General features: G+C 50.5%; 15 protein-coding genes. 5 read left to right on the plus strand and 10 right to left on the minus strand.

Annotation, left to right across the window (positions count from 1 at the left end):
- Positions 1-2: 2 nt before the first annotated feature.
- Together EH243_RS12475 and EH243_RS12480 are read right to left on the minus strand one after the other, a co-directional pair.
- Positions 3-1277, minus strand: a complete 1275-nt coding sequence (locus tag EH243_RS12475; RefSeq protein WP_126158999.1) for an imelysin family protein — start codon at positions 1275-1277, stop codon at positions 3-5.
- A gap of 146 nt (positions 1278-1423) precedes the next feature.
- Positions 1424-2155: a glutathione peroxidase gene (locus tag EH243_RS12480; RefSeq protein WP_126159000.1), complete on the minus strand. Its 732-nt coding sequence runs from the start codon at positions 2153-2155 to the stop codon at positions 1424-1426.
- 259 nt (positions 2156-2414) lie between these two features.
- On the opposite strand from EH243_RS12480, the gene nhaB reads away from it, so the two are divergent.
- Positions 2415-3923, plus strand: coding sequence for a sodium/proton antiporter NhaB (gene nhaB / locus EH243_RS12485; RefSeq protein WP_126159001.1), 1509 nt, complete (start codon positions 2415-2417; stop codon positions 3921-3923).
- Here nhaB and EH243_RS12490 read toward each other — a convergent pair.
- Positions 3874-4134, minus strand: a complete 261-nt coding sequence (locus tag EH243_RS12490; RefSeq protein ID WP_126159002.1) for a hypothetical protein — start codon at positions 4132-4134, stop codon at positions 3874-3876. The two genes, nhaB and EH243_RS12490, sit on opposite strands and share 50 nt — an antisense overlap.
- Positions 4135-4249: 115 nt before the next feature.
- Positions 4250-6463 (minus strand): heavy metal translocating P-type ATPase, encoded by a 2214-nt coding sequence (locus EH243_RS12495; protein ID WP_126159003.1) that lies wholly within the window; start codon positions 6461-6463, stop codon positions 4250-4252.
- 320 nt (positions 6464-6783) lie between these two features.
- Here EH243_RS12495 and cueR point away from each other — a divergent pair, with 320 nt between their 5' ends.
- The 3 genes from cueR (at position 6784) to fusA (ending at position 10205) form a co-directional block, all read left to right on the plus strand.
- Positions 6784-7197: a Cu(I)-responsive transcriptional regulator gene (gene cueR / locus EH243_RS12500; RefSeq protein ID WP_126159004.1), complete on the plus strand. Its 414-nt coding sequence runs from the start codon at positions 6784-6786 to the stop codon at positions 7195-7197.
- 204 nt (positions 7198-7401) lie between these two features.
- Entirely contained in the window at positions 7402-7965 is a 564-nt protein-coding gene (locus tag EH243_RS12505; RefSeq protein WP_126159005.1) for a phosphoribosyltransferase, read from the plus strand.
- Between the two features lie 155 nt (positions 7966-8120).
- Positions 8121-10205 carry an elongation factor G gene (gene fusA / locus EH243_RS12510; protein ID WP_126159006.1) on the plus strand — a complete coding sequence of 695 codons (2085 nt, stop codon included), beginning with the start codon at positions 8121-8123 and terminating at the stop codon, positions 10203-10205.
- 153 nt (positions 10206-10358) lie between these two features.
- On the opposite strand, the gene EH243_RS12515 is transcribed toward fusA, so the two are convergent.
- Together EH243_RS12515 and cydD are read right to left on the minus strand one after the other, a co-directional pair.
- Positions 10359-11978, minus strand: a complete 1620-nt coding sequence (locus tag EH243_RS12515; RefSeq protein ID WP_126159007.1) for an amino acid ABC transporter ATP-binding/permease protein — start codon at positions 11976-11978, stop codon at positions 10359-10361.
- Positions 11971-13689 (minus strand): thiol reductant ABC exporter subunit CydD, encoded by a 1719-nt coding sequence (gene cydD / locus EH243_RS12520; RefSeq protein ID WP_126159008.1) that lies wholly within the window; start codon positions 13687-13689, stop codon positions 11971-11973. The genes EH243_RS12515 and cydD overlap by 8 nt, the downstream gene beginning before the upstream one ends.
- Before the next feature lie 99 nt (positions 13690-13788).
- Between cydD and EH243_RS12525 the strand changes: the two genes are divergently transcribed.
- Positions 13789-15105, plus strand: a complete 1317-nt coding sequence (locus EH243_RS12525) for a sigma-54 interaction domain-containing protein (RefSeq protein WP_126159009.1) — start codon at positions 13789-13791, stop codon at positions 15103-15105.
- A gap of 30 nt (positions 15106-15135) precedes the next feature.
- Here EH243_RS12525 and cydX read toward each other — a convergent pair whose 3' ends face one another.
- From cydX to EH243_RS12545, 4 genes are all read right to left on the minus strand, one after another.
- Positions 15136-15240 carry a cytochrome bd-I oxidase subunit CydX gene (gene cydX, locus EH243_RS12530; RefSeq protein ID WP_126159010.1) on the minus strand — a complete coding sequence of 35 codons (105 nt, stop codon included), beginning with the start codon at positions 15238-15240 and terminating at the stop codon, positions 15136-15138.
- Positions 15241-15257: 17 nt separating this feature from the next.
- Positions 15258-16394, minus strand: coding sequence for a cytochrome d ubiquinol oxidase subunit II (cydB, locus tag EH243_RS12535; RefSeq protein WP_126159011.1), 1137 nt, complete (start codon positions 16392-16394; stop codon positions 15258-15260).
- Positions 16387-17955 carry a cytochrome ubiquinol oxidase subunit I gene (locus EH243_RS12540; protein ID WP_126159012.1) on the minus strand — a complete coding sequence of 523 codons (1569 nt, stop codon included), beginning with the start codon at positions 17953-17955 and terminating at the stop codon, positions 16387-16389. Before EH243_RS12540 ends, cydB begins: the two co-directional genes overlap by 8 nt.
- Positions 17956-18446: 491 nt before the next feature.
- Positions 18447-20531, minus strand: a complete 2085-nt coding sequence (locus tag EH243_RS12545; RefSeq protein ID WP_126159013.1) for a bifunctional diguanylate cyclase/phosphodiesterase — start codon at positions 20529-20531, stop codon at positions 18447-18449.
- Positions 20532-20851 lie beyond the last annotated feature (320 nt).

The following is a 20851-nucleotide window of genomic DNA, read 5'->3' on the forward strand; positions in this document are numbered from 1 at the left end:
ATTTATTCCATGACCTTTTCTGGGCTATCTAGGCTATCAGAACCTTCTAGTTCTACACCGTCGAGATCCAGTACGGCGATGATATCTTCAATGGCTTGAGTCTCATCGGTCAATGAATCCACGAAGGTTTGTACTATCTGATTGCCTTCAGGATTGTTTTCGCCGATCAGTACATCGAAGGTTTGGCCCTGACTAGCCGCATCGACCATGGTTTGGGCAGCAGCTTCAGTGGCAGCTAGTTTGTTCTGCATGTTTTGATCGGCCACCGGTGCTTTTGCCGCGACGAAGTCTGACAAGCTAGGGCCAGAGACAACACTGCCATCGATACGGGAGTATTCACCCTGATAAACATTGCGGATGCCCTTGGCGTCATAGAAATGTGACCAGTGGGTATTATCTGAGAAGCAGTCATGTTCCTCTTCAGGGTCATGTAACATCAAACCTAGCTTGGTGCGTTCCCCTGCAAGTTCGCCATAAGCGAGGCTGCCGATACCGGTTAGGATGGTCGCGATGGCCGCGTTATCTTCTTTTGCGGTGAGTTCCTGACGAGCTGCACCATCGTCTTGCCAGTTGCCGACCATCTCTTGCAGATCGGTAATCAATAGCTGAGTGGCCGCCTGTAGGTAGTCACGACGTCGATCACAGTGTCCACCGGTGCAGTTGTCTAGGCTGAAATCCGTTGCGGGACGATTACCTGCGCCTGGGTTAGTGCCGTTTAGATCCTGTCCCCATAGAAGAAACTCAATCGCATGGTAACCACTGGCTACGTTGGCTTCGATACCATCGATTTCATGCAGTGTTTCGGACAGCAATGCAGGTGTTATTTTCGAAGCATCAATCTTTACGCCGGCCACTGTTAATGTGGTATTGGCGATGATGTTTGCACGGAATAGTTCGTTTTCATCGGATTCGGTGCCATATTTGCCGGTATCAACATAGTCGATGAGACCTTCATCGAGCGGCCAAGCGTTAACCCGCCCTTCCCAGTCATCGACGATGCTGTTACCAAAACGGAAGGCTTCCGATTGCTGATAAGGCACTCGGGCGGCAATCCAAGCGGTGCGAGCTTGTTGTAAGCTGGCAGCGGTGGGGTTTTGCAAGAAATTGTTGATGCTCAGTTGCAGCGTCTTGGCACTGAATAACGAGTCTTCGTAGGTCGCTAATGCAATATCAGCGTAGTTATCGATGATCTCTGCGGGTGCAGCTGCTGAAAAAGCCATCGGGGCCTGTAGTGCCGCGGCGATAATCGAGGCTGATAGGAAAGATTTTAAGTGCATGACGTTACTCCGTTACGTGATATGGAGATGCTAATGCAAATAAGAATGATTCGCAATATAGAATTCTATTTAGACTAGCTATAACGAAAAAAAGACGTAAAAAAGCCGGTGTAGACCGGCTTTTGGTTTAACTCTGAACTGTTAGATTAAGCAAAGTACTGTTCTAACTCATCGGCACCGCCGATACATTCGCCATCGATAAAGATTTGCGGAGTGGTTCCCTGACCACTGATCGCGGCCAGTGAACTGTAGCTTAGGCCGTGGCTACCGAGTTCAATTTCTTCATAGTGGAAGCCTTTTTCTTGCAGCAGTTTTTTCGCGCGGATGCAGTGTGGGCAGCCTGGCTTAGACAGTACGCTAACTCGTTTAGGCTGCTCTGCATTCGGGTTGATGTAGTTGAGCATCGTATCGGCATCGGACACGGTGAACGGGTCGCCCGGCAGGTCAGGTTCGATAAACTGTTTTTCAACGACGCCGTCAACGACCAGCATCGAATAGCGCCAGCTGCGTTTGCCAAAGCCGATATCATCTTTATCGACCAGCATATCCATGCCGGCAGCGAACTCACCATTGCCATCAGGAATAAAGGTGATGTTTTCCGCGCCTTGATCTGCCTGCCACGCATTCATGACAAAGGTATCGTTGACCGAGATACAGATGATGCTGTCGATACCCTGTTGCTTAAATACCGGTAGCAGCTCGTTATAGCGCGGTAAGTGAGTGGTTGAACAGGTAGGCGTGAAGGCGCCTGGCAACGCAAAAATGATCACTTTTTTACCGGCAAATAGTTCGTCGGTGGTGACATCAACCCATTGATTGTGCTGTTGGGTGTGAAAGGTTACCTGTGGGATTTTCTGGCCTTCTTTGTTGGTCAGCATGTTGTTTGTTCCTTAAATGGTCGTCAATTTCAATAAAGTGATAATGCCAAAATACCGGTAGTTAATAAAATTAATTAATTTTAAGGTAGCGATAGTCAAAAGCTAATCGGTGCCGGTATTTTTTGTTATATGTCTCCTGATTCAAGCCCACAGCTGCTTTCTGTCATGGTCGTTCAGTGCGCAGCAGGTTTACTATAGATCCCTTTTTCGGGCTTTTAGGAGAGCAGCTGATAGTCATCATGCTGCTATATATAGGTTTATGAACAGTTTACGCTCTTTTCTACAGGCGGTTTACAGTAACTTTCTGGGTAATTCACCAGAATGGTATAAAAACTTAATACTGACTTTTCTCGTCGTTAACCCGTTAGTGAATGCGCTAATGGGGCCGGCCGTCAGTGGTTGGGTATTGATTTTTGAGTTTATCTTTACGTTGTCCATGGCGCTCAGGTGTTATCCCTTGCAGCCAGGAGGCCTGTTGGCGATTGAAGCGGTGGTGATGCAGTTGTCGGAGCCTGCCCATGTGTACCGTGAGATCGCCGCTAACCTGCCGGTGATTTTGCTGTTGATGTTTATGGTGGCAGGCATCTACTTTATGAAAGGGATGCTGCTGTTTGTCTTTACCAAACTGTTACTGAATGTGCGTAACAAGACCCTCTTGGCGCTGTTGTTTGCCTTGATGGGAGCTTCCCTGTCGGCTTTTTTAGATGCCCTCACCGTCACCGCAGTATTGATCAGTTCGGCGGTGGGTTTCTATGCGATTTACCATCGGGTGGTCTCCGGCTGTTATCCCGATATGCCGTGCGACCAGTCGAGTGATGAAGCGTTACATGAAGAGCACCGCTTAGAGCTGGATGAGTTTCGTGGGTTTCTGCGTAGCTTATTAATGCATGGGGCGGTTGGTACTGCGCTGGGTGGAGTGAGTACTTTGGTGGGTGAGCCTCAGAATTTGTTGATTGGGGAAAAGATGGGATGGTACTTCAATGATTTTTTCATAAACGTCGCGCCCGTTTCGATGCCGGTCTTGCTGTGCGGTTTACTCACCACGGTGATCTTAGAAAAGACGGGTTGGTTTGGATACGGTGGCCGGATTCCCCAGCCAGTGTTCGATATTTTGAAAAAGTATGATCAAGAGACTCATGCTAACTGGGGGATGAAAGAGAGAGCCGCACTCTATATGCAATTTGCGGTGGCGATCTTTCTGATTCTAGCGCTAGCCTTCCATCTGGCTGAAGTCGGGGTCATTGGTTTAACGGTGATTATCTTGCTCACCAGCCTCAACGGCATCACCGAGGAGCATCAGCTAGGACATGCCTTCGAAGAAGCCTTGCCCTTTACCGCATTGCTGGTGGTCTTTTTTACCATCGTGTCGGTGATTCATGATCAACATCTCTTTACGCCGGTCATTGAGGCTGTATTAGCACAGGATTTACGTTATCAACCGGTGATGTTTTTTATCGCTAATGGGTTGTTGTCGGCGATCAGCGATAATGTGTTTGTTGCCACGGTGTATATCAATGAGGTGGCGGATGCCTTTGCGGCGGGACGTATCAGTCAGGCGCATTTTAATTCGCTGGCGGTAGCGATTAATACCGGTACAAATTTGCCGAGTGTAGCAACGCCTAATGGGCAAGCGGCATTCCTGTTTCTGTTGACCTCGGCGGTCGCGCCACTGATCCGATTGTCCTATATGCGGATGGTCATCATGGCCCTGCCCTACACTATTGTGTTGAGCGTGACTGGCTTGTTGGCGGTGTGGTATCTGCTCTGAATAACTTGCGAAAGAGTCGTTGTAGCAGCGATTGTTGCTTCACCGGCGTGATGATTGTTTGGTTGCGCTGTAGGCGCCGTTGCTCTCTGCGTTCGAAAGCGGCATTGGCTTTGGCGGCAAAATCGGCTTGCTGATGGCCGCTTAACTGTGTCGGTCTCAGAGTGATTGTGCCGCTGGGGCTATGATGACTGGCTTTGGGTGAACTACACATAAGACCTCCGATGTTGATAGGCTTAGTATCCTCCCTTTGACTGAAATCAGCCTGAAAGCCTGTGACAAAGCATAAATATCTCTGTTACAGGCTTTCTGCCGTCTGTCTTCTGCGGTTATGTTCTGGTTGACGGTTTGAACAGCCGTAGTCGGTTGGCATTGGTGACCACGGTGACGGATGAAAAGGCCATGGCGGCCCCTGCGATCACAGGGCTGAGTAACAGGCCGGTAAAGGGGAATAAAATGCCGGCGGCGATTGGGATACCTAAACTGTTGTAGATGAAGGCACCAAACAGGTTTTGGCGGATATTACTGAGGGTCGCGCGGGACAGCTCAATAGCATCGGCAACGGAGTGTAGGCTGTTGCGAATCAGTACCATATCGGCGCTTTCAATCGCGACATCGGTGCCGTTACCGATGGCAAAACCAACATCGGCCCGTGCTAAGGCGGGGGCATCGTTGATACCATCACCGCACATACCAACCGTGTTGTCCGCCCGTTGTAATTTCTCCACTTCCTTCGCTTTATCTTCCGGTAAAATACCCGCAATAAAGTTATCCACACCCACTTGGCGAGCCACCGCGGCGGCGGTATGGGGGTTATCGCCGGTGAGCATAATGACGTTGAGGCCCGCGCGTTGTAATCGGGCAATGGCGGCGATAGAGTCTGCTCTGATCGGATCAGCGATCGCTAAAATACCGGCCAGTTCTCTGTCGAGGCTCACGTATACCGGGGTTTTGGCCTGTTCTGCGAGGACGTTGGCTTTATCCACAAAGGCGGAGCAGTCGATGCCCTGCTCCTCCATCCATGCTTGATTACCCAAGCTGACCTCAATGTTATCCACAAAGGCTTTGGCGCCCCTTCCGCTGGTGGCTTGAAAGTTATCCACTGCTAATAGATCGACCTGTTGTTCAGCGGCATAGCGAACAATGGCTTCAGCCAATGGGTGCTCAGAGGCATTTTCTAATGAGGCGGCTAATTGCAGCATGTTAGGCCGATCGGTAAGGATATCGGTCACTTTTGGCGCGCCTTCGGTAATGGTGCCGGTTTTATCCAGTACCAAGGTATCTAGCTGTGACGCGGTCTGTAGTGCCTGTCCGTTACGGATGAGAATGCCGTATTCCGCCGCTTTGCCAACACCGACCATCACCGACATCGGCGTGGCCAAGCCTAAGGCACAGGGGCAGGCGATAATCAGTACGGTTGTGGCGGTGACCAGCATATATGACAGGGGTGGCTCGGGGCCAAACAGATACCAGATCAGTGCCGTCGCAATACTACAGAGAATGACCACTGGGACAAAGATGCTGGCGACCGTATCCGCCAGTCTGGATATTTCCGGCTTGCTGGCCTGGGCCTGTTTTACCATCTCTATAATGCGACTCAGGGCGGTGTCGCTGCCGACCTTTTTGGCGGTGACGATCAGGGCGCCTGATTTATTCAGCGTGCCGGCGCTGACGCGATCTCCGGCCGATTTGCTGACCGGCAGAGGTTCGCCGCTGAGCATAGCTTCATCAATGAGACTACTACCCTCCTCCACGATGGCATCGACCGGTATCTGTTCACCGGGGCGAATACGGAGCCGATCACCGGTTTCGACCAGCTCTAGCGGTAGGTCTACCTCTTTCTCGTTACGGATAACACGTGCGGTTTTGGGTTGTAGACTGAGCAGCCGCTCGACCGCTTCGGAGGTTTTACCGCGGGCACGGATCTCCATCGCTTGGCCAAAGTTAATCAATCCGATAATCATGGCGCTGGCTTCGTAATAGAGGTGTCGCGAACCCTCGGGGAACAGCTCCGGAAATAAGACCACGGCGGTTGAGAACAGCCACGCGGCGCCGGTACCTAGGGCGATCAGGCTATCCATGGTAGCGGAGCCGGTTTTCAATGCGTGCCAAGCGCCGCTGAAAAAGTGTCGCCCAGGAAATAATAAGATCGACAGGGTCAGCAGGCCGATCAGGCCCCAGATGATTTGATCCTGCGGAGTTCGCACGCTCATATCATCCATCAGCATGCCGGCGATCATTAAGGGTATACCGATACCTAGGGCGAATAATGTATTACGGATATATTGCTTATATTGGGCGGCTTGTTGCGCTTTTTGACGGGCGCGGTCGGCGGCTTCATTGCTGGCTAAACGACCGCGATAGCCGATCTCAGACAACACTTTGATCAACTGAGGTCCGCTGATGCTGCCTTCGACATTGAGGCGTCGTTGGGGAAAGTCCACCGTTGCCTGTTCGACATTGGGGAGCGCATTGATGCCTTTTTCAATTTTTTTCACGCAACCGGCGCAGGTCACGTTCTCTAATAATAGCGTTGTGGTCATGATGTACTCTCATCACAGTATTTATCTACTAAACAGGTTAGAGCTTCCAGCCACGGTAAGGTCAACTGTTGAGTTGCAATTTAGTGAAGAAAGCGCGAATCTGTTGGGCAAATAGCCAAATTGAGGCAAGTGCGGACGATTATCATCAATCGAATGATAACGATGCAGTTATCCCCGTCGGGCGCTTAACCTTGCGCTTTTCTATCGGTTGCCATGTTACCGACGGTGTTTTCCGTTATGTCGTTAGCGCCTAGTCTTTTGGTCTGTTTGATACCCTCAAGCATAAAGCGTTCTCGCTTAAGTCATTGTCGGAGCACATTATGAATATTTCTCAGGCAGCCGCTGCCACGGGGCTGACTAGCAAAACGATTCGGTTTTATGAGCAGCAGGGTGTTATTCCACCGGCGGCGCGTGCGGCAAACGGTTATCGTATCTATACGGAACAGCAACTAGAAGTGCTTCGTTTTATCAAACGGTCACGGGATATGGGCTTCTCGTTAGAGGAGAGCCGCGCTTTGTTTCAGTTGTCTCAGGACCCGAGCCGTACCAGCGCTAGCGTGAAACAGAAAGCCGAGCAGCAGATTCAGCGGATCGATCAGCAGATAGAATCGTTACAGCAGATGCGGGCTATGTTGGAAACGGCGGTGAGTGCTTGTCGCGGTGATCAGCAGGCGGATTGCCCTATTCTTGATCAGTTAAATGGTGTCGCCGATGAGGGTGAACGTTTGCCGTAGATAGGGTTACTTGAATCGTTTTCAGTGATCGGCAAGCAGGGAGCCTAAATGGCAGGTGCTTTTTGCATAAAAACGGCGTCTAATGTTGCGCGGTTTGATCAGAATACGTACAGTAGCGGGCCTTGCCGACAAATCGGTACTTTCATAGACCTGTATACTGAGGTCCTCATAGGCCAAATATAGGCCGGTGAATGGAATAAACAGATGGTTGAAAAAATATATCTGAGCGCACAGGATCTGCTTGAAGATTCTTTCAGGCTGGCGTTGGAAGTCTATAATAGTGGCTTCCGTCCTGATTTTATTGTGGGTGTCTGGCGCGGAGGTACTCCGGTCGGTATCGCAGTACAGGAGCTATTAGATCATCTGGGTGTGGATACCGATCATATCGCTATTCGTACATCTTCATATTCGGGTATTGGTACTCGAAATAAAGAGGTGCGGGTGCATGGACTGGATTATCTCGTGCGTAATATCAATCAAGCAGATTCATTGCTGATTGTTGATGATGTGTTTGACACCGGATTGAGTATCAAGGCTGTCATCGATACGCTGAGAGATAAAGCGCGTCTGAATGCTCCCCATGATATTCGAATTGCGACACCCTGGTTCAAGCCAGCTAACAATCGGACCGATCTAGAGCCCGATTATTACTTGCATAAATCAGAAGATTGGCTGGTTTTCCCCCATGAACTTAAGGGGTTAGATCAAGAAGAGATGCTGGCTAATAAGCCGGGTCTGAAAGAGATTTTTGAGGAATACGGCATCTGACATCCTGATCTTATATCAGAGTATCGACATCCCAAAAAGTGAACCCTGAGCGTTGATATGGCAGCGAGGATTTTTCTTTGCTTAAAATATCTACAAATGCCAATGAATGCGGTATAATGCCGCGCATTTTACGCCCCTAACATTCGAGTGAAGAAATGTCTGACTTATCACACTACCGTAACATCGGTATTTTCGCCCACGTAGACGCGGGTAAAACTACTACGACCGAACGTATCCTGAAACTGACAGGTAAAATCCATAAGACAGGTGAGGTTCACGACGGTGAGTCCACTACTGACTTCATGGAACAAGAAGCTGAGCGGGGTATTACTATCCAGTCAGCGGCGATCACCACTTTCTGGAAAGATCACCGCATGAACATCATCGATACTCCAGGACACGTTGACTTCACGGTTGAAGTATATCGTTCACTGAAAGTGTTGGATGGCGGCATCGGCGTATTCTGTGGTTCTGGTGGTGTTGAGCCTCAATCAGAAACTAACTGGCGTTATGCTGATGAATCGGGCGTTTCCCGTATCATCTTCGTTAACAAGCTAGACCGTATGGGCGCTGACTTCCATAAAGTTGTTGACCAAGTTGAAAATGTATTGGCGGCTAAGCCACTGATCATGGTTCTGCCAATCGGCCGCGAAGAAGACTTTGTTGGTGTGGTTGACCTGCTAACACGTAAAGCTTACGTTTGGGACGATACTGGCTTGCCAGAAAACTTCGTCGTGACCGATGTCCCTGCCGATATGGTAGAAGATGTTGAAATGTACCGTGAACAGTTGATCGAAACTGCTGTAGAGCAAGACGACGACCTGATGATGGCTTACATGGACGGCGAAGAGCCTGCTATGGAAGATATCAAGCGTTGTATCCGTACCGGTACTCGTGAGTTGGCGTTCTTCCCAACTTACTGTGGTTCTGCATTCAAAAACAAAGGTATTCAGTTGATTCTGGATGCGGTTGTTGATTACCTGCCGAGCCCAACAGATGTTATTCCACAAGATCTGACCGATGAGTTCGGTGAGCCAACAGGTGAAGTCGCTACGGTTTCTACTGATGAGCCTTTCCGCGCCTTGGCATTCAAAATCATGGATGACCGTTTCGGTGCTCTGACCTTCGTTCGTATTTACTCTGGTAAATTGAAGAAAGGTGACACCATCCTTAACTCGTTCACCGGTAAAACGGAACGTGTTGGCCGGATGTGTGAAATGGAAGCCGATGAGCGTAAAGAACTGGATTCTGCTCAAGCCGGTGACATCATCGCTATCGTGGGTATGAAAAACGTACAGACTGGTCATACACTGTGTGATCCTAAGCATGAATGTACACTTGAAGCGATGGTCTTCCCTGAGCCTGTAATCTCTATCGCAGTAACACCTAAAGATAAAGGTGGTGCTGAGAAAATGGGTATCGCGATCGGTAAAATGGTTGCAGAAGATCCTACCTTCATCGTTGAAACCGACGAAGATTCTGGCGAAACCATCCTGAAAGGTATGGGCGAGCTGCACTTGGATATCAAAGTTGACATCCTGAAGCGTACTTACGGCGTTGAACTGATTGTAGGTCAGCCACAGGTTGCTTACCGCGAGACAATCACTCAAGCGATCGAAGACAGCTACACGCATAAGAAACAGTCTGGTGGTTCAGGTCAATACGGTAAGATCGATTACCGCATCAAGCCGGGCGAGCAGAACTCTGGCTTCACTTTCTCATCTACTGTTGTGGGTGGTAACGTACCAAAAGAATTCTTCCCAGCTATCGAGAAGGGTTTCAAGAGCATGATGGATACAGGCCCACTGGCTGGTTTCCCTGTGCTGGACGTTGAAGTTGAGCTGTATGATGGTGGTTACCACGCGGTTGACTCCTCTGCGATTGCGTTTGAAATCGCAGCTAAAGGTGCGTTCCGTCAGTCTATGCCTAAAGCGGGTCCACAGTTGCTGGAACCTGTCATGAAGGTTGACGTATTCACTCCTGAAGATCACGTTGGTGACGTTATCGGTGACCTTAACCGTCGTCGTGGCATCATCTCTGGTCAAGAAGCAGCCGGTTCAGGCGTACGTATTAAAGCTGACGTGCCTCTGTCTGAGATGTTCGGTTATATCGGACACCTGCGTACTATGACTTCTGGTCGTGGTCAGTTCTCTATGGAGTTCGCGCACTACTCAGCTTGCCCAGCATCTGTTGCTGAAAAAGTTATCGCTGAAGAGAAAGAGCGTAAAGCTAACAAGTAATTGTTGCTGAGCGTTTTATGAGAAGGCCCGCATTGCGCGGGCCTTTTTTGTGTCTGGCAGAAATGCCACCCCGTTGATGATTAGCTGATCAAGGGTGAACGCAAGACCATAAAAAAACCCGCCGCGGCGGGTTTTTGACTGTCAGTGTAGTGGCTATAGCGTTAATGGTTGGTCGTCAGTCGCCATCAGTTGAATATCATGACTGCTGATAATCACAATGCGGTTCGCCCAGCGCTGTTGCAGGCGCTGAAGAATGCGTTGGCTGCGTTCGGTATCGATACCGGCGGTAGGCTCATCGAGCAATAAAACGGGGCGGTCGAGCAAGATAAGCCGCGCTAACCCTAGGCGTTTCAGTTCGCCACCGGATGGCAGGTGTGAACCCTTCCCTAGCCAAGTATCCAGTTGATCCGGTAGTTGTTCTGCCCAGCTATCCAGTTCAACGGTGCGCAGTGCCTCCCATAGTTCTGCATCGCTAAAGTCGTGGTGAAGGCAGAGATTAAAGCGCAGCGAGCCCTGAAGCAGGCTCACCTGCTGCGGCATCATACCGATCTGATTCGGTTGTAAGCCCGTGAAGGTGATCGAGCCTTGCTGTGGTTGCAGTTGGCCGGCTAAAAGCTGCATCAGGGTGGTTTTCCCATAACCGCTCGGGCTTGTTAGCCAATACCAGTGATGAGGGTCTAGCGCCGCGCTGAGGCCCTGTATGGTGGCTTCCTGTCGTGATGGGTAGCGGTATTCGAGTCCTTGGATGCGAATACTCGGTTGGCCGTCGTTAATGTCAGTGAATTGGCGTTGATCAGACTGGGGTTTGGCTGGGCTGAGTTGGCCAATGCGCTGTAATGCCTTATAGCCTAAGGCAAAGGCGGCGAGAGCGCTGCTGCCGGTGATGATCACCTCCTGTAAACCGAGGGTCAGTAATAGCAGCATAAAGACCAGCGTGCCCTCCAGTTGACCGGCGGCTAAGCCGGTTAGCCCTTGCCATAAAACCAGTAGGAGCATCGCCGCTTGAATCAGTTGATTGAGAATGTTCACCCGTTGCCGCGCATCGCTGGTGTGTTGCTCGGTGATATCCGCAATGCTGGCACTCTGGGTGAGTGTGTCACTCTGGTGTGACAGCCGGTCAAATAGAATCAGTGTCCGTAGATTGCTAAATAGCGAGTGGGCGTCACGCCATTGCAGGCTACGTTGTTGATGTAGCCTATTTTGTGGTTGCAGCACCCGGCGTAGATAGAGCATCGGCACCAGGATGACCGACATCAGTAAAGGCGGTATCAGCCAGAGTGCCAACGGGGGTAGAAACAGGGCCACTGTCGCCAGATAGAGCAGGCTGCTAAGCAGCATGACGAGGCCGGGTACCAGCGCCGAGAGATACAGTGATTCGGCATGACGAATATCATCCAGCAGGCGGCTACTGGCTTCATGGCTGTTGAGGGGCTGTTCCTGCCAATTGTGTCGTGCGAGAGTGGCGAACATTTCGCTGCGCAGGTGTGAAATCACTCGAAAAGTCGCTTCATGGGTTGCCAGTCGTTCGCCATAGCGGCCAAAGGTTCGGCTGATAGATAGTCCTCGAACAACGGCGCCGGGGGCAAAATAGTTGAAGCCATGGGCGGCTGCGAGTGATAAACCCGCCACCGCGGTGGCGCTGATAAACCAGCCGGAGACGGCCAGTAACGCGATACCCGATAAGGCAGTGACCGTCGCGAGCAGTAGTCCAAGCGAGGCCATACCGCGTTGCTGCCACAGCAGTTGAAAATAGCGTTGCACGAGTTCAGGCATGGGATATCTCCGCGGATTGATCGGCACTGAGGCTGATGACTTGATCAAACTGAGTGTGCGCGTCTCGGTGACTGCTGATCAGGACGATGCCGCCGTTGGCTGCAAACTGTTGCAGGCCGGCCATAAAGGCTTGGGCGTTTTCCTGATCTAAATTGGCGGTCGGTTCATCCAGTAACAGCAGGTCGGGCTGGTGTAAAAAGACCCGAGCAAGCGCAATACGCTGTGCTTGGCCGCCGGAGAGAAACCCGCCGCTGTCGCTGATGCAGTAATCCAGTTGTTCGGGTAGCGCATCGACAAGGTGATCGGCTCGGGCCTGCTTAAGCGCATCGTATAGCTGTGTATCGCTGAACTCTCGGCCAAGGCAGAGGTTGTGGCGAATGCTGTCGAACAGCAGTTCAGGTTGCTGCGTCATATAGCCGATACGTTGCTGCCAGTGGTGGTTGTTGAAAATATTGATCGCCTCGTGATTGACTTCCAGTTGCCCGCTAAGCGGTGGCTGCAAACCGGCAAGGGTGTCCAATAAGGTACTTTTGCCCACCCCCGATGGGCCGGTCAACAGCGTGATCTGGCCTCGTTTTAGGTTACAACTGAGGGGCTTGCCAATCGCGGTATCACCGTAGCCACTCTGGAGTTCTTGTAGGTTAATCTGGTCGATGGTTTCAGTCGGAGTTTGCTTGACGTCGTTGGCGCTAATCGGCTGCAGTCGTAATAGTTTCAGTAAGTGATCTGCGACGCTGCTAGCATCGGCTCGGGCATGGTAAAGCGCCCCTAAGCGGCGCAGGGGTAGGTAAAACTCCGGTGCCAGCATGAGCAGGAATATTCCGTGGCTTAGATTGAGGGTGTCATACCACATCCCTATCTGATACTTATCGAGATAGAGCAGCCCCAGATAAACCGCCACCATGGCGATACTGATGGCGCTAAAAAATTCGAGTAACGTGCCGGAGAGAAATGCGAGCCGCAGCACCTGCATGGTTGAGTGGCGAAACTTCTCTGATTGCTGAAACAGGCTTTGTTGCTCTTCATCGCAGCGATCAGCGAGCTGCAATGCGGAGATGCCTTTAATTCGATCTGACAGCAAGTTGCCAAGCCGGGTCAGTTCCGTGAGGTTGCGGCGGCTAGCGTCGGCGGCCTTGTGACCCACAATGATCATAAACAGGGGAATCAATGGCGCAGAGATCGCCAGCAGTAGTGGCACCAGCCAGCCACTCCAGAGGCAGGCGAAGATGATCATGATAGGGGCGAGCATAGCGAGCCGCTGCTGTGGTAGGAATTCGGCGAAGTAGTCTCGGGTGCTGTCGATCTCACTGCTGAGTAGGTTGCTAAGCTCTGCGCTACTGAAGTGTTGCTCTAAGTTGAGTTGTAACGCGGCGCAATGCTCTAGTACCACCGCCCGTAACTGGTTACGAACGTTGATACTGGCCTGATCCGCTAGGCGGGTCTGCCAGAGTGGCAATAGGGCGCGTAGTATAAGCAGGGCTGCCAGCAGCAACCAAGCGTTTTGCTGCCATGGGGCTGGGCCTGCTTGGTGATAGACGGCGTCATTGATTAGCAGCGCAAACAGTGCGGTAATGCCGATGGTTGCGGCGGTTTGCAGCACGCCCAAGGCTGTCAGCCAGCGATTTTCTCGACGGCTGATTTTACCCGCCAGCCTTAGAAGTTGCTGGCCATCGCTGCATTGTTGCAGTGTTGAAATCTTGATCTGGCTCATCAATGACGGCCTCTTAATTGGTAAGGTGCTGGTAATAAATGGGTTAGCTTGTCATTATTGACACATTTTAGCCATTTTTGACGGAAAAGGAGTGTTGTCATGACCAAAGCAAGTTGGTTGAGAACGATGCGCAATGTGTTGGATAGTTATCACTCTCCCGCCGTTTTGATTGATGCCGATTACAATGTGGTTGCCACCAATGCGAACTATGACTTTCGTTTTGGCGGACTGGATGGGCGTGGTTCGGCTAAATGTTACTTTCTTTCCCATGGATATCAACGGCCCTGTGATCTCGAAGGGGAAACCTGCCCAATGCAGGAGGCGCGTGAAAACGGTCATCGCGCCAGCGTGCTGCATATCCATAATACGCCACAGGGCAAAGAACATGTTGGCATTGAAACTATTCCGATCACCGATGAGGAGGAGCAAACCTACTTTATCGAGCTGATGACGCCCATTCGGGAGGTCAGTGCAGAGCCGATTGCCAACAAGATGATTGGCCGGAGCCAGGCCTTTAATGAGCTGGTGGACCTGCTGCAGCGGGTCGGCAAAACGGATACCAATGTGTTGTTGATGGGGCCCTCGGGTGCCGGTAAAGAGCTGGCGGCGCAGGCGGTTCACGCAACTAGTCCTAGGTCCGAAAAACCCTTTGTGACGGTGGAGTGTTCGGGGCTGACCGATAGTCTGTTTGAGAGTGAGCTGTTTGGCCATACGAAAGGCGCTTTTACCGGCGCGATCCACTCGCGTACCGGGCTGGTTCAGTCGGCCCAGGGTGGCACTCTGTTCCTTGATGAGGTCGGCGATGTACCGCTGCATCTGCAGGTGAAACTGTTGCGACTGATCGAGACGAAAACATTCCGTCCGGTGGGCGATAGTAAGGCTGTTGCCGCGAATTTTCGGCTGGTTTGCGCTACCCATAAAGATTTGCAGTTGATGGTTGAGCGGGGAGAGTTCCGAGAAGACCTGTTCCATCGTATTAGTACCTTTCCCATTCGTTTGCCATCGCTGTCTGAACGTAGAGAAGATCTGCCTCTGTTGGTGACAAGTATTTTGTTGCGCATAGACGATAAAGCGCCGTTGCGGCTCACCGATGAGGCGTTGCAATTGTTGGCTCAGCAGCCGTTTAAGGGAAATGTTCGAGAGCTGAAAAATATCCTCGAGCGGGCGGTAGTGTTGCGTCATGATGACCTGATCGACGTCGATGTGATCCAGCGTAGTTTGAATTTGATGTTGGGGTCGACATCTGTCTCGCAAAAAACAGAAGGCTTAACTCAGTTGGCTGCGCAGGGGCTCAGTATCGAGCAAATTGAACAGCGTTATCTTGATGCGTTACTGCAGGTTTATCCGGATAAGAGTCGTGTTGCTGAGATAGCGGGCTGTAGTTTACGAACCCTCTATCGCAAACTGGAGCAGTGAAGTCACTGCCCCAGTTATAACACCGGCTTATCAGGATTCTTCTTCAGTCTCGTCCTGATGTTCATACCACATGGCATTAATGATGCCAAAGCTGCAGGCCAGTAGAACACCGAGAATCCAAGCGAAATACCACATATTATTCTCCGTTAAGACTAGTAGTTAGAAATATTGTTCTGTTCAATAAACTCTGGTTCGACTCGGCGCCACATTTTGACATAACACCAAGTGGTGTAGATCAGAATGAGGGGCACAAAGAACAGCGCTACCCAGAGCATAATTTCCAGTGTTAACTTACTAGAGGTCGCATCCCATAGAGTCAGACTGCTCGCCATGTCGGTAGACGAAGGCATAACAAACGGAAACATGGTGACACCGGCTAGCAGGATGATCGCGGATATCCCTAGTGAGCTAGAGACAAAGGCGAGGCCTGAGCGTTTAGCGCGTGAAAGTACGCTGGTTAGCAGAGGTATGACAACGGCTGCCAAGGGTAAGCACCATAGCAATGGGTACTGGGCGAAATTACCGAACCAGTTAGCGCTTTGCACCACTGTTTTATTCAGTGGGTTAGAGCTCGCATCGCCGACCACCTCGCTGCTAATGATAAAGCCAGGGATCGCGGTGTATAACCAGATACCGGCAATGAGTAGCAGGACGCTGAGTAGCACACCAGAGAGTGTTGCAACCGATTGACCACGCTGCTGAATCTCACCGCCAGCTCGCATCTGTAACCAAACCGCGCCGTGTTGCACCAGCATGACCACGCTAACCAAGCCGCAGACAATCGCAAAGGGGTTCAGTAGCGCCCAAAACGAACCGGTGTAGGTTGAACGGGTTAGTTCATCAAAGCTAAATGGAACACCTTGGAACAGGTTACCGAAGGCAACACCAAACACCAGTGCGGGCACGAAGGAGCCAAGGCAGATGCCTAAGTCCCAATTTTTGCGCCACCGAGCACTCGGCATTTTACTGCGATATTCAAAACCCACTGGGCGGAAGAACAGGGCGAACAAGACTAATAGCATCGCCCAGTAGAAGCCGGAGAAGGCCGTTGCATAGACCAGAGGCCAAGCGGCAAAAAGGGCACCACCGGCGGTGATTAGCCAAACTTGGTTACCGTCCCAGTGTGGTCCTATGGTGTTAATGATGACCCGTCGTTCGGTGTCGTTTTTACCTAGAAGCGGCAGTAGCATCGCTACGCCAAGGTCAAAGCCATCGGTGACAGCAAAGCCGATCAGCAGTACGCCAACTAAAAGCCACCAGACTAAACGCAAAGTTTCATAATCAAACATGCTGAGTTTCTCCTAGTTTTTCGTGATGGTAGCGGCCGGTTTCAAGAGAGCTGGGCCCTTTACGGATATATTTAACCATCAGGAACACTTCAATACAGAGGAAGAAAGTGTAAAGAGCTGCAAAGCCGCTGATGCTAAGCCATAGATCGGTTTCGCTGAGTGTCGAAGTCGCAACATAGGTAGGTAGAATTTCACCGATAGCCCATGGCTGACGACCAAATTCGGCAATGAACCAGCCTGTTTCTACGCCAACCCATGGTAGCGGCAAGCAGAGCACTGCCAGCTTGAGCAACCAGCGAGTTTTATATTCCCGACGACGGGCGGTGTAATAGAAAGCTGCGGCAAAGGTAATCAGCATGATGCCTCCGGCTGCAACCATAATACGGAAGGCCCAGAAGATCGGTGCGACCTGAGGGATGGTGTCCCGTGCGGCCGCTTTGATCTGTGCCTCGGTAGCATCGCTAACATTCGGCGTAAAGCGAGTAAGTAGCAAGCCATAGCCTAGGTCATCGCTGACCGCGCTGAAGGCTTCCCGGTTAGCAGGGGTGTCATTGCCATTACGCAGTAGTTGTAGCAGGTCATAGGCTTTCATACCGTTACGAATACGCACTTCGTTCATGGCAATGAGATCTTTAATACCGGTGATCTCTGTGTCCACTGAGCGGGTGGCGATTAGCCCTAGCACCCAGGGGATGCGCACCGCGTAATCGGTGACTTGCTCTTCCTGATTAGGTAGGCCGACCATCGTAAAAGAGGCGGGTGCTGGATGGGTTTCCCATTCGGCTTCAATCGCCGCAAGTTTTACTTGCTGGACTTCACCAATCTCATAACCACTTTCGTCACCGAGCAGGATGACCGAAAGAATCGCTGCCAAACCGAAGGCAGAAGCGATCGCAAAGGAGCGGCGAGCGAAGGCAACATCACGGTTGCGCAGCAGGTAGAGGGCGCTGATAGAGAGCACGAACATGGCGCCGGTCACATAGCCTGCAGACACGGTATGCACGAATTTAACCTGTGCCACTGGGTTGAAAATAACTTCGCTGAAGCTATCCATCTCCATTCGCATGGTTTCGAAGTTAAAGTAGGCACCGACAGGGTTTTGCATCCAGCCATTGGCAATCAAAATCCATAGCGCGGAGAAGTTTGAGCCGATCGCAACCAGCCAAGTCACCCCTAGATGCTGAACCTTATTGAGTCGGTCCCAGCCGAAGAAGAACAGGCCGATAAAGGTAGATTCGAGGAAGAATGCCATTAAACCTTCAATGGCTAGCGGTGCCCCGAATATATCGCCGACATAATGAGAGTAGTAGGCCCAGTTTGTGCCGAACTGAAACTCCATCGTCAGTCCAGTGGTAACCCCGAGGGCAAAGTTAATACCAAAGAGTTTGCCCCAGAAGCGAGTCATATCCTTATAGATCTGTTTACCGGTCATAACGTAGACCGATTCCATGATCGCAAGCATAAATGATAACCCCAGCGTTAGGGGTACAAAGAGAAAGTGATACATCGCGGTAAGGGCGAATTGCCAGCGCGATAATTCGACAATCGATTCAGAAACCATAGTTTAAATCCTTCATTAGTTCGGCACTCTAGCCGAAGAGAGCGTCAAACGTGTAGACACAGAGTCAGTGCTTAACGACTCAAGCTATAACCGTGTTACAGCAAAGACTGTACCAAATAACTAAAAAGACAATAACGTATTGTTTTGTCTGTTTTTATTATGAAGGGGTCCTCTGTTTAAGAAGCCTCTTAGCGCAACATTTGTCATTATGACGCAAAAAATGGCAAAAAAAGCTGTGACATAGAGTCGCAGGTTGCTTTAAGACAAATATGACATAGAGCGTCAATCCGTCACGCCTCGAATGGGTTGATCGCGGATGTAAATAATTTGTCTTAATATTGCATTTATAGCATAAAAAAATACCGAAAAGTATTTACTAAAGATGACGACCTTGTTGGTTTTGTCTGCACTTTAGCGGATTTTATGGCCATTCAGGGCTTTACGTTTAAAAAGACAACTCAAAAAGTTATTAACGCTGACGGGATGAATATTTAAGGCTCGTTTAACTGAGCACTGGCCTGTGCTTGCATTAACGCGCTGATTTTTTCTAGGGGAAGTGGCGGGCTAAAGAGAAATCCCTGCACCTGATCGCAGTTGTATTGGGTCACAAAGGTTAACTGTTCTTGGGTTTCAACGCCTTCGGCAACCACTTTGAGATTTAGGTTATGGGCCATATCGATAATGGTTTTGACGATGATCTCATCGTCATGGTCGCGCCCGATATCACGAATAAATGAGCGATCTATTTTTAACGTGTTTAGCGGTAAACGTTTTAACCGACTGAGGGATGAATAAGCGATACCGAAGTCATCGATGGATATCTCGATGCCGAGGGTGCGAATTTGATCGAGCTGTTTCAACAAGGAGTCATTTTCGGCGGCCATGACGGTTTCGGTCATCTCAATATCCAGAGAGGTGCCGGGAAAGCCGGTTTGGGTCAGAACATCGGCGATGCGGTTGTAGAGGTCATGGCGGATAAAGTGTGCCGGTGAAAAGTTAACGGATAACTGGAGTTTATGGCCGAACTGCTGGTGCAGTTGGAGAATATCTCGGCATGATTGATTCATCACCCACTGGTCAATCTGGCCAATGAGCCCTTGATCTTCGGCGAGCGGAATAAATTCCTCCGGAGAGATCGCGCCTTCTTCTGTGTCAAACCAGCGAATTAAGGCCTCTACGCCGACCATGACCGACCGACGGGTACACCATTTGGGTTGGTAATAAACCTGAAACAGATTGTTATCGATGGCGTGTCGCAGCTTTTGTGCCAGCTGAATCCGCCGTTCCGAATGGATATTCATCTGCTTATCGAAAAAGTTGAACTGATTGCGGCCTGCGGCTTTCGCTGAATACATGGCGGTATCGGCATGTTTGACGATGGTGGTTGCATCCGTACCATCTTGAGGATAAATGCTGATGCCGATGCTGGTGGTAACCTGTAGGTTTAAATCGCCAATAATGACCGGCTTTTTAATCTCATCAACCAGCTTGGCTGCGATATTGGTGGCGTGGTGTTGTGATGTGTTCACCGTGAGAATGGCAAATTCATCACCGCCGAGGCGGGCGAGGGTGTCACTTGCCCTGAGGCTGTTTTTTAATCGCGATGATAGCTCTATGAGTAACTGATCACCCATATCGTGGCCGAGGGTATCGTTAATATCTTTAAAACGGTCGAGGTCGAGAAACATCACGGTCAATTGCTCACCTTGGCGACAGGCATAGTTGATGGCGGCGTTGAGTTGATTATCGAAGGTTGAGCGGTTGGGTAGGCCGGTGAGATTATCGTGAAAAGCTTGATGTTCTAACTGTTCGGTTAATCGAAGCAGTTCTGCCGTGCGGTCCTTAACTTTCTTTTCCAGTAGCTGACTCGCATCTTGCAGTTCATTATCCCGCGTCTGAATTTGCTCAATCATCTGGTTGAAGTCGGCTGCGAGGCTGCCGATCTCATCTCGAGAGCGGTTACGTACTCGCAGCTGATAGTTCTGCGTGCGGGTGATCTTTCGGGCGGTACTGGCGAGCTGAGTAATGGGGCGGGTGATAATGTTCTGCGCCACACTGGACAGCACCAAGGCGACAATCAATGAGAGTAAAAAGACGACAAAGGCGATGCTGATCTGGTCAATTTGGCGCTTTTTTAGGTAGCTAAGATCGGAGAGTAACAAGGTAAAACCGATGGTTTCCTGATCGACCTTCACCGGACGAATCACATACAGCGTTCTGTTTAGCTCGCCTTCAAGACTGTCTGGTAGTGGCGGCGCGGAGTAACCTTTGGGTGAGTATTGGGCAAAAATATGTTTATCGGCATCGTAAACCACGGCGAGGACGATATTACGAACATTTTCCAGTGATTCGAGGGTTATACGCACGGATTCAGGGTCTTCGAATGTTAGTGCGGCGATGGCGTTGTGACTAATAATATCGGCCTGTGAACGCAGGTTTTCTGTGACCTGTAATCTTGAATCATGCCAGTCATTGATCGCGAAGCCGGTGGTCGCTAGGGTAAGCACGGTACTACTGATCAGCAGGAACAAGAGGATCATCTTTTTGCGCAGCGGGAGGCTTTTAAAGAGTGGCACCGGTATAACCTCCTGAATTCTGACTTTTAAGTTATTCTGGGACGAATAGGGTCAGAAGCTAATGGATAGATCCTCCGAAAAATAGTGACGTAATCTTAAATGGATACCTTTCAGTGGATGAATAGCATAGCACAGCTATCGGTTTGATCTAGTGGCGAGGTTGTTCACGGCGGTTGGCCGATATTGCACTCGCAGATACCATCTCTCACCACCGGGTTCAAACTGTTTTTTAAGCCGTTTGAACCTGGAATTCACTTTGATTCTTAACCACGCCAAAACATACTTGTACCAGCTTTCTCATGGCCGCTCCCAAAGCGGAC

The sequence above is a fragment of the Amphritea opalescens genome (genome assembly GCF_003957515.1).
Taxonomy (GTDB): domain Bacteria; phylum Pseudomonadota; class Gammaproteobacteria; order Pseudomonadales; family Balneatricaceae; genus Amphritea; species Amphritea opalescens.